The 14,937-nt window shown below is 45.0% G+C and carries 13 protein-coding genes; 3 read left to right on the top strand and 10 right to left on the bottom strand.

Annotated elements, in window-relative coordinates:
- Window positions 1-41 precede the first annotated feature (41 nt).
- From DBX26_RS04485 to DBX26_RS25790, 8 genes are all read right to left on the bottom strand, one after another.
- Entirely contained in the window at window positions 42-326 is a 285-nt protein-coding gene (locus DBX26_RS04485; RefSeq protein WP_031779272.1) for a ComEA family DNA-binding protein, read from the bottom strand.
- A 187-nt stretch (window positions 327-513) separates the two neighbouring features.
- Window positions 514-2,373, bottom strand: coding sequence for a peptidylprolyl isomerase (gene ppiD / locus DBX26_RS04480; RefSeq protein WP_020336144.1), 1,860 nt, complete (start codon window positions 2,371-2,373; stop codon window positions 514-516).
- Window positions 2,374-2,576: 203 nt separating this feature from the next.
- Window positions 2,577-2,849, bottom strand: a complete 273-nt coding sequence (locus tag DBX26_RS04475; RefSeq protein WP_014231223.1) for an HU family DNA-binding protein — start codon at window positions 2,847-2,849, stop codon at window positions 2,577-2,579.
- A gap of 191 nt (window positions 2,850-3,040) precedes the next feature.
- Window positions 3,041-5,392, bottom strand: coding sequence for an endopeptidase La (lon, locus tag DBX26_RS04470; RefSeq protein ID WP_118117992.1), 2,352 nt, complete (start codon window positions 5,390-5,392; stop codon window positions 3,041-3,043).
- 130 nt (window positions 5,393-5,522) lie between these two features.
- Window positions 5,523-6,803, bottom strand: coding sequence for an ATP-dependent protease ATP-binding subunit ClpX (gene clpX / locus DBX26_RS04465; protein WP_014231221.1), 1,281 nt, complete (start codon window positions 6,801-6,803; stop codon window positions 5,523-5,525).
- A gap of 70 nt (window positions 6,804-6,873) precedes the next feature.
- A complete protein-coding gene (clpP, locus tag DBX26_RS04460; protein WP_014231220.1) occupies window positions 6,874-7,500 on the bottom strand; it encodes an ATP-dependent Clp endopeptidase proteolytic subunit ClpP in 627 nt (208 codons plus the stop codon).
- A 105-nt stretch (window positions 7,501-7,605) separates the two neighbouring features.
- Window positions 7,606-8,910 (bottom strand): trigger factor, encoded by a 1,305-nt coding sequence (gene tig, locus DBX26_RS04455; RefSeq protein WP_014231219.1) that lies wholly within the window; start codon window positions 8,908-8,910, stop codon window positions 7,606-7,608.
- Window positions 8,911-9,202: 292 nt separating this feature from the next.
- Window positions 9,203-9,388 (bottom strand): hypothetical protein, encoded by a 186-nt coding sequence (locus DBX26_RS25790; RefSeq protein WP_020336142.1) that lies wholly within the window; start codon window positions 9,386-9,388, stop codon window positions 9,203-9,205.
- A 46-nt stretch (window positions 9,389-9,434) separates the two neighbouring features.
- Here DBX26_RS25790 and DBX26_RS04450 point away from each other — a divergent pair, with 46 nt between their 5' ends.
- The 3 genes from DBX26_RS04450 (at window position 9,435) to DBX26_RS25630 (ending at window position 12,841) form a co-directional block, all read left to right on the top strand.
- Entirely contained in the window at window positions 9,435-11,243 is a 1,809-nt protein-coding gene (locus DBX26_RS04450) for an ATP-binding protein (RefSeq protein WP_118117990.1), read from the top strand.
- A gap of 2 nt (window positions 11,244-11,245) precedes the next feature.
- A complete protein-coding gene (locus tag DBX26_RS04445) occupies window positions 11,246-12,583 on the top strand; it encodes a sigma-54 dependent transcriptional regulator (protein ID WP_020336140.1) in 1,338 nt (445 codons plus the stop codon).
- A gap of 75 nt (window positions 12,584-12,658) precedes the next feature.
- A complete protein-coding gene (locus tag DBX26_RS25630; RefSeq protein WP_065299294.1) occupies window positions 12,659-12,841 on the top strand; it encodes a hypothetical protein in 183 nt (60 codons plus the stop codon).
- 39 nt (window positions 12,842-12,880) lie between these two features.
- Here the strand turns inward: DBX26_RS25630 and DBX26_RS04435 are convergent, their stop codons facing one another.
- Complete coding sequence (locus DBX26_RS04435; protein ID WP_014231214.1) at window positions 12,881-14,242, bottom strand: TRAP transporter large permease; 1,362 nt, start codon at window positions 14,240-14,242, stop codon at window positions 12,881-12,883.
- A gap of 3 nt (window positions 14,243-14,245) precedes the next feature.
- The gene (locus DBX26_RS04430; RefSeq protein WP_065296539.1) at window positions 14,246-14,935 is read right to left on the bottom strand and encodes a TRAP transporter small permease; all 690 of its coding nucleotides are present in this window, start codon (window positions 14,933-14,935) and stop codon (window positions 14,246-14,248) included.
- Window positions 14,936-14,937 lie beyond the last annotated feature (2 nt).

Below are 14,937 nucleotides of genomic sequence, written 5' to 3'. Positions count from 1 at the left end.
CCGGATACTAAACTCAATAACGCAATGAACAAAAGCCGTGGCTAGAGGATGATGCGACCCTCGTTTTTCTTCAAAGTAGCATCTCCGATTCCCTTAACATTCCCCAGGTCACTCACTGTTTTAAATGGGCCATGCTCTGTACGATAATCGACAATATCTTGCGCTTTCTTTTCACCAATCCCTTTCAGCATTGTTGCAATCTCTTCAGCTGTCGCTGAATTGATGTTTACGGTAATTTCAATTCCTTCATATTTATCCGCTGTTGTATCTGCGGCCAACCCAAACGGTGCAAATACGCATAACAATAAAGTTAAAACCCATTTCATATTAAACATATGCTCTCCCTATTAGTTGAGATATAAATTTCAACGATGGTCTCAGTATTGTTGCTGATAAAAACATCGGAACTAATTTAGGTAAAGCTCGCTATTCATTGAAGTTTGTTGAGCAGAAAATAAAACGGGCCGCTTGCGCGACCCGTTTTAGTTGACATGCAAATTACATTATTACTGCTTAGTTGCTCACAACAAAGTATTCGATGTCGGTATTCGCTCGTAGCACTGCCAGTACAGAAGACAGATCTTGTTGCGAAGATGAACGTTCCATTTGCATTGCTACTTGATCCTCTAGGGCACTATCTAGCTCAGAGTTAACCGCATCCAGTTCAATAACAACAACGTTGCCTTCTAGATCTTTCGATTGCGCGTATACAGGCTTACCTTCAACTGGTTTTGCCATAGCAAATACAGTCTGTGCAAACGGAGAGCGACGATCGACTGTTTCTTTCTCGCCGAACGCTAAGTTATTTTCAGCAAGAACTTCCGTTTTGCCTTCTTTCAGAGCCGCTACAACTTTTGTACCAAGCTCTAGTGCACCCTGCTCACCTTTCACTCGTGAAAGTTCAGTAACCACTTGGTCTTTCACTTCGTCAAGAGGAAGAACCGTCTCAGGGCGAGCCTCTTCAACACGAACAACGACAATGTGTTCAGGTGCCACTTCGATCGCTTCAGAGTTAAGACCGTCTTCTTTAACTTCAGGGCTTAGGATAGCTTGCATCACAGCAGGGTTACGAAGTACTTCTGGTGCATCCGCTTGAGAAACAAAGCCAGTCGTTTTCACTTCTTGATCTACCGCTTTCGATGCGTCGTCCAGTGAATCAGGGTATTCAAAGGCAACACGTTCAAGCTCATTTTGTAGCTCATAGAATTTATCAACCGCTTTCTGATCAACCAGTTCTTGTTTGATTTCAGCAGCTACATCAGCAAATGGTTTTGCAACTGAATCTTTTAGCTCTTCAAGCTTGATAATGTGGTAACCGAAATCAGACTTCACTAGCTCTGACACATCGCCAACGTTCTCAAGTGCGAAAGCCGCTTCCTCGAACGCCGGGTCCATTACATCACGCTCAATCCAACCTAAGTCACCACCAATTTCAGCGCTGCCAAAGTCATCAGATTTTTCTTCTGCAAGTGTTGCGAACTCAGCACCGTTATTTAACTCATCCAAAATAGCTTGAGCTTTCGCTTCATCATCACCTTCTACCAGAATATGAGCGACACGACGCTGCTCTTCTGAAGAGTATTTATCTAGGTGTTCGTCGTAATACTTTTGCACTTCTTCATCAGATACTTCGATCTGTGTTTTCAGTGCTTCAGCAGACAGTTCAATGTAAGCCACTTTAGCTTGCTCTGGGCGAGTAAAGTTATCTTGGTTCGCTTTGTAGTAATCTTGAATTTCTTCATCGGTTAGTTCTACGTTTTTCGCAAACTCTTCGAAATCGATAGCAACAGTGCGGATATCACGAGTTTGAGTGAAAAGCTCACCTTGAACTTGTACTTCACCAGGAAGAGTGAACTCACTGGTTTGTAGAGCATTAAGCAGCTGCTCACGAACGAGCTCACGACGCATGTATTCAGCAAAAGTATCTGGTGAGAAACCGGCGCGACGTAAAGACGCTTGGTAGATTTCCTGATCGAATTGGCCGTTTGACTGGAACTGAGGCATTTCCAGAATCATGCTACGAACCTGCTCATCGCTGATTCGAAGACCAAGTGCTTCTGCTTGCTGATCAAGCAACACATCATTGATCATACGATCAAGAACCGATTTGCGGAAAGATTCAACGTATGCCGGATCTGCCAGCATTTGAGAGAAGTAGTCACCCAATTGAGCTTGCATGCGGTTACGCTCATTTTGGTAAGCCATCTCGAACTCGCCACGAGGGATATCCGTGTTACCAACTTTCGCTGCTGCGTTGTTAGTGCCACCAACAATGTAGCTACCTACACCTGCGAATACGAAAGACAGGATGATAAGCCCAAGGATAATTTTGACCGCGATGCTATTCACGCCTTCGCGTAGTCGATCCATCATAATTTAATTGCTCTCCACAATTGAAGCCTACTGCTTCTATCTAATAGAAATAATGCCGCAATAGTACCAGAAAAAGAAATGCGCATCAGTATGATGCGCATAATTTAAGAAAGTTCGGCCCGAAGATTGTAAATTTTTGTTCGAAACGAATTGTTTGAGCAAAAGTTATTCAAATAGCCTTTATAGAGTCAAAGCCCTATGAATTAGTTCACTGAATCTTTTAGTGCTTTACCAGCTTTGAATGAAGGCACTTTTGCTTCTGCGATTTGGATTTCTTCACCAGTTTTTGGATTACGACCAGTACGTGCAGCGCGAGTACGAACGCTGAAAGTACCGAAACCAACTAGAGCAACTTGGTCACCTGTTTGAAGCGTACCGCTTACTGCTTCAATGAATGCATCTAGTGCACGACCTGCTGACGCTTTAGAAATATCTGCATTTTCTGCGATTTGTTCAACTAACTGAGTTTTATTCACTGTAATTTCCCCTTTGTGCCATCTGTGATTATTTTTGTGATGACTTTTCGTTCCATAATTAATAAATATGCTTCAACCCTTATACATAAAGGGCTGAGAGCTATCAAAACTAACTTAGCGCCCAAAAAAAACGCTGACAAGCCTTTTTAGGCTTATCAGCGCAAACTTTTACTTATTTTTGCTACACATCACTATTTTTTAGCTTCAAACTCAACGCCCGTCGGGTCTCGCTCGAGTGCAACTTTCAGTACTTCATCAATCCACTGAACCGGGATAACTGTCAGATCTGCGATAACATTCTCTGGAATCTCTTCCAAATCACGCTCGTTATCTTTTGGAATCAGTACCGTTTTAATGCCGCCACGATGTGCCGCAAGTAATTTTTCTTTTAGACCGCCGATAGGCAAAACTTCACCACGTAGTGTGATTTCACCCGTCATCGCCACTTCCGCTTTCACTGGGTTACCAGTTAACGCAGAGACCAAAGCAGTGCACATTGCTGTACCAGCACTTGGGCCATCTTTTGGTGTCGCACCTTCAGGAACATGCACGTGGATGTCTTTCTTCTCGTAGAAATCGGTGTTGATACCCAGCTTTTCAGCACGAGAGCGAACAACTGTCATGGCTGCTTGGATAGACTCTTGCATCACGTCGCCAAGAGAACCCGTCTGTGTCAGCTTACCTTTGCCCGGCATAGACTGAGTTTCAATCGTTAGCAAATCACCACCAACTTCAGTCCAAGCCAAACCCGTCACCTGACCAATACGGTTGCTTTCGTCAGCTTTACCATAGTCAAAACGCTGAACACCCAAGTACTCTTTCAGATTATCCATGGATACGGTCACAGACTTGATGTCTTTATCCAGCAAGATATTCTTCACCGCCTTACGACAGATCTTAGAAATTTCACGCTCTAGGTTACGTACACCCGCTTCACGAGTGTAGTAACGAATAATGCCGACAATCGCTGAGTCCTCGATAACAATCTCGTTTGGTTTCAGGCCGTTACGCTTCAACTGCTTATCTACCAAGTGGCGTTTCGCGATGTTCAGTTTTTCATCTTCTGTGTAACCAGAAAGACGGATAACTTCCATACGGTCAAGAAGCGGACCTGGAATATTCATCGAGTTAGACGTCGCAACAAACATTACATCCGACAGATCGTAATCTACTTCCAAGTAGTGATCGTTGAACGAGTTGTTTTGCTCAGGATCCAGAACTTCTAGCAGTGCAGACGCTGGGTCACCGCGCATGTCAGAAGACATCTTATCGATCTCATCAAGAAGGAATAGCGGGTTTTTAACCCCAACTTTAGACATTTTCTGGATAAGCTTACCCGGTAGTGAGCCGATGTAAGTACGACGGTGGCCACGAATCTCAGCTTCGTCACGCACACCACCAAGCGCCATACGCACGTATTTACGCCCAGTCGCAGATGCGATCGAACGGCCAAGAGAGGTTTTACCCACACCTGGAGGACCAACAAGACAAAGGATTGGGCCTTTCAGCTTGTTAATACGGTTTTGTACTGCCAAGTATTCCAGAATACGCTCTTTGACGCGCTCAAGACCGTAATGATCTTCGTTTAGAATCTCTTCTGCCTTAGCCAGGTTCTTTTTCACTTTAGAACGCTTAGCCCAAGGAACGCTCACCATCCAATCGATGTAGCTACGCACCACTGTTGCTTCCGCAGACATTGGAGACATCATCTTAAGCTTTTGTAGCTCTTGTTCTGTCTTTTCACGCGCCTCTTGAGGCATTTTGGACTCTTCGATTTTATTCTGCAGCGTTTCAAATTCATCCGGCGCATCTTCCATCTCACCTAGCTCTTTCTGAATCGCTTTCATTTGCTCATTCAGATAGTACTCGCGCTGAGACTTCTCCATTTGCTTTTTAACGCGGCCACGGATGCGTTTTTCAACTTGCAGCAGATCGATTTCCGACTCCATTTGGCCCATAAGGAATTCCAAACGCTCGGTAACGTCGATGATCTCAAGTACCTGTTGCTTGTCGACCAATTTCAAAGGCATGTGAGCTGCGATGGTATCGGCTAGACGCGCGGCTTCATCAATCCCATTTAGCGAAGTCAGAACTTCTGGTGGGATTTTTTTGTTCAGCTTGATAAAGCCTTCGAACTGGTTGATCGCACTACGAACAATAACTTCTTGCTCACGCTCATCCAGCTCAGGTGTCGAGATGAATTCAGCTTCAGCTAAGAAAAAATCGCTCTCTTTAAAGTGATTAATCTTCGCACGCTGCTGACCTTCAACCAGTACTTTTACTGTGCCATCAGGAAGCTTTAAAAGCTGAAGAATGGTGGCTACCGTACCTACCTCAAATAGGTCGTCAACCGTTGGCTCGTCTGTATCCGCTTGCTTTTGTGCCACAAGCAGAACTTGTTTGTTTGTTTCCATCGCCGTTTCTAGACAGCTAATCGATTTTTCACGACCAACAAACAATGGAATGACCATGTGCGGGTAGACCACTACGTCACGTAGAGGTAGTACCGGGATCTCGATACTCTCGGAACGTTCCAAGTTCATATAATTCTCTCTTCCGCTTTCACGTTTAACGTATTACTTAAGGCAGTATATGGGGGCTAATTGTTTGGATTCAATAAGAGAAATAAAAAAAGGAGGTAATTACTTACCTCCTTTTTATTCATGGCTTGATTTACTCTGCTCCAGCGGCCTGATTATCGGCGTTGCTGTAAATAAGCAGCGGTTCTGACTCGCCATTGATGACTGATTCATCAATAACCACTTTACTCACATCTGTTGCAGATGGTAGCTCGTACATGGTTTCAAGTAGAACACCTTCCAGAATTGAACGTAGACCACGAGCACCCGTTTTACGCTCCATCGCTTTCTTAGCAATTGCGCGTAGTGCGTCTTCACGGAACTCAAGCTCAGCATTTTCTAATTCAAACAATGCTGCGTACTGCTTGGTCAACGCGTTCTTCGGTTCACATAGAATCTGAATAAGCGCTTCTTCATCAAGCTCTGTCAATGTAGTAGTTACTGGCAGACGGCCGATGAATTCAGGAATCAGACCGTATTTCACTAGATCTTCAGGCTCAACCTGAGTAAATAGCTCACCGACAGTTTTGGTTTCATTCTTAGAACGAACTTCAGCACCAAAACCGATACCAGTACCTGTTGCTACACGTTGTTCAATCACTTTATCAAGGCCTGCGAATGCACCACCACAGATGAACAGGATCTTAGACGTGTCCACTTGTAGGAATTCTTGCTGAGGATGCTTACGACCACCTTGAGGTGGAACAGAAGCAACCGTGCCTTCGATAAGTTTTAACAGTGCCTGCTGAACACCTTCACCAGATACGTCACGCGTAATGGATGGGTTTTCAGCTTTGCGTGAAATCTTATCAATTTCATCAATGTATACGATGCCGCGTTCAGCCTTAGCTACATCGTAATCACATTTTTGCAGAAGCTTTTGGATGATGTTTTCTACGTCTTCACCCACGTAACCTGCTTCGGTTAACGTAGTTGCGTCAGCCATTGTAAATGGCACATCCAAGAATCGAGCTAGTGTCTCAGCAAGCAATGTTTTACCACTACCTGTAGGACCAATTAGAAGGATATTACTCTTACCAAGCTCTACACCTTCGCTCGTTGTATCACCATTGCGTAAACGCTTGTAGTGGTTATATACCGCAACTGCAAGCACTTTTTTCGCGTAATCTTGCCCGATCACATAGTCGTCAAGGTGTTCGCGGATCTGTTTTGGCGTTGGTAACGCTTCAGATTCTTTCTTAGGGAGAACATCCTTAATTTCTTCGCGAATTATATCGTTACATAAGTCGACACATTCGTCGCAAATGTACACTGACGGACCTGCGATTAGCTTGCGAACTTCGTGCTGACTTTTGCCGCAGAAAGAACAGTACAGCAATTTACCGCTGCCACTTTCTTTGCTTTTATCTGTCATTCGCTAACCTCTTAGCCTTTACTCTTCATGAATGAGTGTATATCAATTTTTGCCAAAATGCGCTGGCAAATTACTCGCCGCGATGGCGTAACACTGCATCCACGATACCGTATTCCACAGCCTGCTCTGCTGACATGAAGTTGTCACGATCAGTATCGCGCTCAATCACTTCAAGTGGCTGGCCTGTATGTTCTGCTAACAACTTGTTTAGCTTCTGCTTGATAGTCAGGATTTCCTGAGCATGGATTTGGATATCAGAAGCCTGACCCTGGAAACCACCTAGCGGTTGGTGGATCATCACACGTGAGTTAGGCAGAACGTAACGCTTACCCGGAGCACCACCAGCAAGTAGGAAGGCACCCATTGAGCATGCTTGGCCCATACATACTGTGCTTACATTCGGTTTGATAAACTGCATGGTGTCATAAATAGACATACCTGCTGTTACGCTGCCGCCTGGAGAGTTGATGTATAGGAAAATATCTTTATCTGGATTTTCAGATTCTAGGAAAAGTAGTTGAGCCACGACAAGGTTTGCCATGTGGTCTTCCACTTGACCTGTTAAAAAAATCACACGCTCTTTTAGCAATCGGGAATAGATGTCGTAAGAACGTTCGCCTCGGGAAGTTTGTTCAACCACCATTGGTACTAGTGCGTCCATAATTGGCGACATTGCATTTTTTTCTTGGTAGCTCATATTCTTATGTCCCTAAAATAAATGGCCCGGATGATGAGTATCATACGGACCATTGTTAGCAGAATAGTTAACGTGAAGTCAACCTTCTACGCAAGATATTGCTTATTAAGCAGGTTGTTGCTGGTTAAGTAGCTCGTTGAAGCCTACTTCTTTCTCAGAAACTTGTGCTTTAGCGATGATCGCGTCGATTGCTTGCTCTTCTAGCGCTACGTTACGCATGTTGTTCATCATTTGCTCGTTTTGCTCGTAGTAAGCAATAACTTCTGATGGATCTTCGTATGCAGTCGCCATTTCTTCGATTAGCGCTTTAACTTTCTCGTCGTCCGCTTTTAGCTCTTCAGACTTGATTACTTCACCAAGTAGAAGACCTACAACTACGCGACGTTTAGCTTGCTCTTCGAACAGTTCACGTGGAAGCTGTGCAGCTGCTTCTGGGTTACCACCGAAGCGTTGTGCAGCTTGCTGACGTAGAACTTGGATTTCTTGATCGATAAGTGCAGCAGGTACGTCGATTTCGTTTTGCTCAACTAGACCGTCAAGAGCTTGCTCTTTGATGCGGTTCTTAACAGCTTGCTTAAGTTCGCGTTCCATGTTCTTACGAACTTCAGCTTTAAGCGCTTCTACACCGCCTTCAGCAACACCGAACTTAGAAACGAATTCGTCGTTAAGCTCTGGAAGTTCACGTGCTTCAACTTTGTTCACTTTGATAGCGAATTTCGCTGCTTTACCTTTTAGGTTCTCAGCGTGGTAGTCTTCTGGGAAAGTCACGTCGATGTCGAATTCCATACCAGCAGTCTTACCTGCGATACCGTCTTCGAAACCTGGGATCATGCGACCAGCGCCCATTTCTAGTGGGAAGTTCTCAGCTTTACCGCCTTCGAACTCTTCACCGTCGATAGAACCAACGAAGTCGATGCTTACGCGCTTGCCGTCTTCTGCTGCTTCTTCAACTTCAGTCCAAGTTGCTTGCTGCTTACGTAGAGTATCGATCATCTCTTCTACGTCTGCATCTTTAACTTCAGTTACAGGCTTCTCTACAGAAATGTTTTCTAGGCCTTTAAGCTCTACTTCTGGGTAAACTTCAAAAGTTGCTGTGAAAACTAGGTCTGCACCTTCTTTGTTTTCTACAGGAGCGAAAGTTGGCGCGCCAGCTGGGTTAATTTTCTCTTTTACGATCGCTTCGATGAAGTGACGTTGCATAACTTCACCAAGAACGTCTTGACGTACTGCTTTGCCGTACATCTGAGCAACCATTTTTAGAGGCACTTTACCCTTACGGAAACCATCGAAACGACGGTTTTTAGCGATGTTGCGTAGTTCAGCTGTTACAGCGTCTTCGATGTTTGCAGCTGGAACAGTAATGTTTAGACGGCGCTCTAGGCCCTCTAGCGTTTCAACAGTAACTTGCATTATATATAAACCTCTAAAGTGGCTCGGTTTTCCGAGCGTATGAGCGTAACTCACCTGAGTTAACGCTTCATCCTTGTGTTGTGTTCTGTCCGAGCACCTAATTTAAATCGAGTATCGATACTGTTCATCAGTACCGGACTAATCAGTGATATCTTCAGTGTCATCACCAAAGGTATCTCCTATTAGCCTCAAGACAGATTTTTAGACGCGACATTCTAGCGATCTGTTACTACCCTGTCGAGCCAATAGCCACTATGTGGACATTGTCTGCACTAAATTCTCGAATGTTGCCTCATTTTTTGTAAAAAATGCGATAAAACACCCGCATCAGAAACATCGGCATATCTAGAATGGGGACAATAGCGACTTTTTCAAGGGAATCGACCGCTTTTTTTATTGAAAAGCGTAAAAAGAGATCTTGCTCTTGTTTTACTCCACAGACTTGGCAACTAAATCCCCAATCTAACCTACAAGCCATTAACATTTCTTAATTACAAAGAAGTAGCAAAGTCAGGAACGAAGGAATGTCACAACGAAACCGTATTCTACTGATTTTTTTCGCCTTATATTTCCTGTGTGCGTTTGTTGGCGGCCACTGGGTCTGGAAAAACAGTTATCAATCGCTACTGGATAAACACCAGTCTCAGCTTGAACAGTTTTCTAGCCATATTAAGAACAAATTGGATAAGTACGCTCATATTCCTAACCTACTGGCAAAAGATGCACCTTTGTTTGAAGCATTGCTGCACCCAAAAAATAGCGCGCAACTTGAAGTGACGAATCGCTACCTGGAATCAGTAAATCAAGTCATTGCGGCTTCCGACACTTATCTCATTGATCAATGGGGAACCACCATCGCCTCCAGTAACTGGCGGCAAAGGCATTCATTTGTCGGGCGCAATTTTGCTTTTCGTCCTTATTTCAAACAAGCCATCATCGGTGAGCAGAGCCAATACTACGCGCTTGGGTCCACGTCTGGTAAGCGGGGCTACTACTACTCTTCTCCCATCGTTTACGCAGGCGGCGTGATTGGCGTTGTGGTCGTAAAAATGGATTTGAGTAAAATCGAAGATAACTGGCAGCAACCAGATAGCGTATTTGTCGCCAGTGATCCTAACGGCATTGTATTCATGAGCAGCAGAACGGACTGGCTACTCAAAAGTTTACAACAGCTTAGTGAGGTAGAAAAAAAACAAGTTTGGGCCAGCCGACAATATCTTGAAACGCAAATTCGTAGTTTAAATTTCGTCGGAGATCTGAGCCTACCTATTAGCGAATTAAAGCAAGGTTACCCATACAATAAAGGCACTCTGGTGGTTTCTTCTCTCGCTCTTCCCGAGATAAAACTGACCATGAGGGTATTGTCACCTAAACAATCAATCGTATGGATAACCTTGGGTTACCTGCTGGTACTTACTCTCATTTTTACCATTCTATTCCTTATCGGCCAGCTGATTTATCACCGCCAACAACGCCATTTACAACTCGAGCTGATTCAGCAAGAAGCCAATCAAAAACTGGAATATCAAGTAATGGCTCGTACTGCGGAATTGCAAGCAGAGATCGCTCAACGAACAGAGGCAGAGCAAACACTACGTGTCACTCAGGATGAGCTGGTTCAGGCAGCAAAACTCGCTGTACTGGGTCAAATGTCCGCAAGCATTAGCCATGAACTGAATAATCCCCTTGCGGCAATTCGCAGTTTCGCGGAAAACGGTAAGCTATTCTTACAAAAAGAAAAATTTGAACGAGTCGAAGACAATTTAAGCCGTATTTCAGCGCTCACTGATCGTATGGCGAATATCAGCCAACAACTGCGCTCATTTGCCAAGAAAACCAGTGGTACTGAGCTAACCAAAACTCGACTGTTACCTGTCGTCGCCTCTGCCAAAGAGTTAATGAAGCCTGCTTTCAAGTCAGCCCGCGTAAACTTGTCGACCGATCTAATGACACAGGATGCAGAGGTTTTTATCAACACGATTCAGCTGGAACAAGTCCTAGTCAACCTGCTAAGTAACGCGATTGAAGCGGTCAAAGATCAAGAGAATAGACAGGTCTGGCTTTCGATAGAACATGACCAGAATCGAAATCAAATCATGGTTCATATCGATGATAATGGCCCAGGGATAGGACAACGTTCCCTCACCGAACTTTGTGAGCCATTTCTGACTACCAAGAAAAATGGCCTGGGTTTGGGACTGTCGATATCACAGCAAATATTGAGTGGAATGAACGGCCAATTAAGTGCTTACAACCAAGCGCAGGGTGGCGCTCGATTCTCAGTTTGTTTACCTGTTGTAGCAATACACGCTGAAAAAGGTTCAGAGGAATAATTATGTGTCAGGTGTTTTTTATTGATGATGAAGCGGATCTCAGGCTAGCAATAGAACAGACGTTCGAGCTGGCCGATATCGACGCACAGTTTTTCCCCGATGCAGAGTCCGCTCTGCTGGCGATGAAAAACGGCGAGGAACCTGGCGTTGTTATCACTGATATTTGTTTACCCGGCATATCAGGAATGAATCTACTTAATACTCTGGTGCAAAGAGACAACCACCTGCCAGTGATCATGATTACTGGGCATGGTGACATATCAATGGCGGTGAACGCGTTACATCAAGGTGCCTACGACTTTATTGAAAAACCATTTTCTCCTGAACAGTTGGTTGAAACGGTCAAGCGCGCGATCGAAAAGCGTCAGCTTACGAATGAAAACGAGAAGTTACGGCAATCACTCAAAGCCAGTCAGGCTCTCGGCCCTCGAATTATCGGCGAAACGGTCAGTATCCAGATGCTACGCGATACGATTTCTCACATTGCCGATACCGATGCCGATATTTTGTTGTTCGGTGAGACAGGTACAGGTAAAGAGCTCGTCGCTCGCTCATTACATGAACAAAGCTTGCGCAGAAATCACAACTTTGTCGCCGTAAACTGTGGTGCGGTACCGGAAAACCTGATCGAAAGTGAACTCTACGGCCATGAAAAAGGCGCATTTACTGGCGCAGAAAGTCGCCGGATTGGTAAATTCGAATTTGCTCAAGGCGGGACACTATTCCTGGATGAAATCGAATCCATGCCCATTCAAGCACAGATTCGACTACTGCGCGTTCTTCAGGAGCGGGTTATTGAACGAGTCGGCTCAAACGAACTCCTTCCCCTTGATATTCGCGTAATAGCGGCAACCAAAGTGGATTTAAAACGTGCCGCCGAAGAAGGTACATTTCGCCAAGATCTCTACTATCGACTGAATGTCGTCACACTGGATTTACCCCCTCTGCGGCTGCGCAAAGAGGATATCCCTGCTCTCTTCCATCACTTTTTGCTCGTAGCGGCCTCTCGATACGGAAAAAGCTCCCCGAGCTTGTCGTCTCAAGATTTAGCGACTTTGATGGCGCATGACTGGCCCGGCAATGTACGAGAGCTGAGAAATGCAGCAGAGCGCTTTGTCCTGCTTGGGAAATTGATTCAACTCGGAGATACAAGCCCGGTTCCGGCTCCTTCCTCTAGCTTGGCTGAGCAAGTGGCAGAGTTTGAAAAAGCAGCCATTGAGCGCGCATTGCTCGAGCATAATGGCAGTATTAAGCAAACCATGACTCAATTGAATGTTCCTCGCAAAACACTGTATGACAAAATGCAACGCTATCAGATTGATAAAGATCTGTATAAATAAAACCTGACATCACATTTGTCGCTTTAGTCAACCTGTCTCATACTATTTATAGTTCCATGGTTGGTAGCGCTAAGCATGAATGAGAAAACGAAGATACCTGTGATTAGGGAAACAGTGGTTGTCGACGGACATTATCAGGAAGAACGACGCTCCGGTGAGGATCGCAGAAAGAATAAACAAAAATGGCATGGCTACGAGCGAAGAATAAACTCTCAGCCCAGAAGACATGACTACAAATCAATAGACGAAGAGGTGTGACATGTCACACCTCTTTTTGCATTAATGAGTCTGAGCCCGTTATTTGGTAATAATCTCCGGCCCCATCAACATCGTCGGTAACCATGTTGAAACCCAAGGAATGTACGTTACGATAATGAGGAACAGGAACATTACCGCCACCCAAGGCAACGCCGCTTTAACAACACTCATCATCGACATTTTAGCCACCCCTGCTGTAACAAAGAGGTTAAGCCCTACAGGCGGCGTGATCATCCCAATCTCCATGTTCACCACCATCATGATACCCAAATGAATAGGGTCAATCCCTAAAGCAATGGCGATAGGAAATACCAGTGGCGCCACAATGATCAACAAACCAGAAGGTTCCATGAACTGGCCGCCAATCAAGAGCAGAACGTTTACCACGATCAAAAATGTGATTGGACCTAAACCAGCAGAAAGCATCGACTCGGTGATCATCTGCGGGATGCGTTCTTCTGTCAGAACATGCTTCAGTATCAGCGCGTTTGCGATGATAAACAGCAGCATGATCGTCAACTTACCGGCTTCAAACAGCGTTTGCTGAGTGTCTTTGTGAACAAAGCTCTGAATGACTTTCACCACGGCAGGCTTGGTATTCTGTTTATCGGCAAACGGCCCCATGTCCTTGTAAACAAAGTTTGCTATTAAGAAGGAGTAGACCGCTGCCACTGCCGCCGCTTCCGTTGGTGTAAAAATCCCGCCGTAAATACCACCGAGAATAATGATTACCAGCATCAATCCCCAGATTGCGTCCTTAGCTGCCGCGATGGCTTCTTTCCAGCCGACAAAAGGTTGTTTCGGTAAGTTCTTAACTCGGGCAGCAATGTAGATGGCAATCATCAGCATCACACCGGCTAATAAGCCCGGAATAACACCACCTAAGAACATACGACCTACCGACACATCTGTCGCTGCTGCATACACAACCATTACGATAGAAGGTGGGATCAGGATACCAAGTGTGCCCGCGTTACAAATAACCCCTGCGGCAAAATCTTTGGAATAGCCGTTTTTGATCATACCTGCAATAACGATGCTACCAATCGCAACTACCGTCGCCGGTGACGACCCTGACAGCGCGGCAAACATCATACATGCCACAACCGAAGCCATAGCAAGACCACCACGGAACCAGCCGACCATTGCAATCGCAAAACGAATGATGCGCTTCGCTACGCCGCCAGTTGACATAAAGCTCGATGCGAGGATGAAAAACGGGATAGCAAGTAAAGTGTAGTGTCCTTCAAACGCATTAAAAAGCGTTTGAGCAACCGATGCCAGAGACGCATCTGAGTGCCACATCAAAAATAAAATACTGGATAGGCCCAGTGAAACCGCGATCGGAACGCCCAACAGCATGAAGCCAATCACCATCAAGAATAACCATAAAATATCCATCGGTTAGTGCTCCTTGTTCTTGTTGTTATCTTGGCTGTTGTCTTTGCCCTGCGTGGGTTCCATCACATCACCCGCATCTTTAAGCTCTTCTTTAAGTGCTTCTAACTCTTCTTCACCTTCATGGCTGGAAATCAGACGGTCAAGCTTGCCAGTCAGTATTTGGTAGGCCGCCTGAGCAAAACGAAACGTCAGTAACGCCATACCAATTGGCAGCGCCATGTAAGGAATAAATCGAGGCAGCTTCTCGTAGCGCTCGCCTTCGTTCAGCCAGTCAGCCATAAACTGCAACATCTCTGGCATCGGAATATCATCCGTCTCGTACCATGCTCGCTCTGTGGCAAACGGGTACCAGTAATTCCATGAACCAATGAGAAGTAGAATTGAAAATGTCAAACAACATGACACGGCAAGCAAAGCACAAGCCTTTCTAAACCGTTCAGGTAATAAGTTAATCACCACGTCAACACCGATGTGAAAATGCTTTTTCACGCCGTATGAAGCGCCTACGAGAACCATCCAGGCAAAAAGAAAAACAGTAACTTCAAGCGCCCAAAGAATATTGTCATTGAATAAGTAACGCATCACGACGTTGACAAATGTCAGCATCGTCATCGCTCCGAGGAAGAAAGCAATTAAGGTCTCTTCAACCTTGTCGGTAAACTGACCGACTTTCGAAAAAAATGAGTGTTCCATAA

Source organism: Vibrio sp. dhg, assembly GCF_003443775.1.
GTDB lineage: Bacteria > Pseudomonadota > Gammaproteobacteria > Enterobacterales > Vibrionaceae > Vibrio > Vibrio natriegens.
Note: the sequence above shows the minus strand (reverse complement) of the source record. Positions and strands in the feature narration are given on the sequence as shown.

Coding starts and splice junctions, on each gene's coding strand:
- DBX26_RS04485 (WP_031779272.1), bottom strand. CDS start 326: ATGAAATGGGTTTTAACTTTATTGTTATGCGTATTTGCACCGTTTGGG.
- ppiD (WP_020336144.1), bottom strand. CDS start 2,373: ATGATGGATCGACTACGCGAAGGCGTGAATAGCATCGCGGTCAAAATT.
- lon (WP_118117992.1), bottom strand. CDS start 5,392: ATGAACTTGGAACGTTCCGAGAGTATCGAGATCCCGGTACTACCTCTA.
- clpX (WP_014231221.1), bottom strand. CDS start 6,803: ATGACAGATAAAAGCAAAGAAAGTGGCAGCGGTAAATTGCTGTACTGT.
- clpP (WP_014231220.1), bottom strand. CDS start 7,500: ATGAGCTACCAAGAAAAAAATGCAATGTCGCCAATTATGGACGCACTA.
- tig (WP_014231219.1), bottom strand. CDS start 8,910: ATGCAAGTTACTGTTGAAACGCTAGAGGGCCTAGAGCGCCGTCTAAAC.
- DBX26_RS25790 (WP_020336142.1), bottom strand. CDS start 9,388: ATGGCTTGTAGGTTAGATTGGGGATTTAGTTGCCAAGTCTGTGGAGTA.
- DBX26_RS04450 (WP_118117990.1), top strand. CDS start 9,435: ATGTCACAACGAAACCGTATTCTACTGATTTTTTTCGCCTTATATTTC.
- DBX26_RS04445 (WP_020336140.1), top strand. CDS start 11,246: ATGTGTCAGGTGTTTTTTATTGATGATGAAGCGGATCTCAGGCTAGCA.
- DBX26_RS25630 (WP_065299294.1), top strand. CDS start 12,659: ATGAATGAGAAAACGAAGATACCTGTGATTAGGGAAACAGTGGTTGTC.
- DBX26_RS04435 (WP_014231214.1), bottom strand. CDS start 14,242: ATGGATATTTTATGGTTATTCTTGATGGTGATTGGCTTCATGCTGTTG.
- DBX26_RS04430 (WP_065296539.1), bottom strand. CDS start 14,935: ATGGAACACTCATTTTTTTCGAAAGTCGGTCAGTTTACCGACAAGGTT.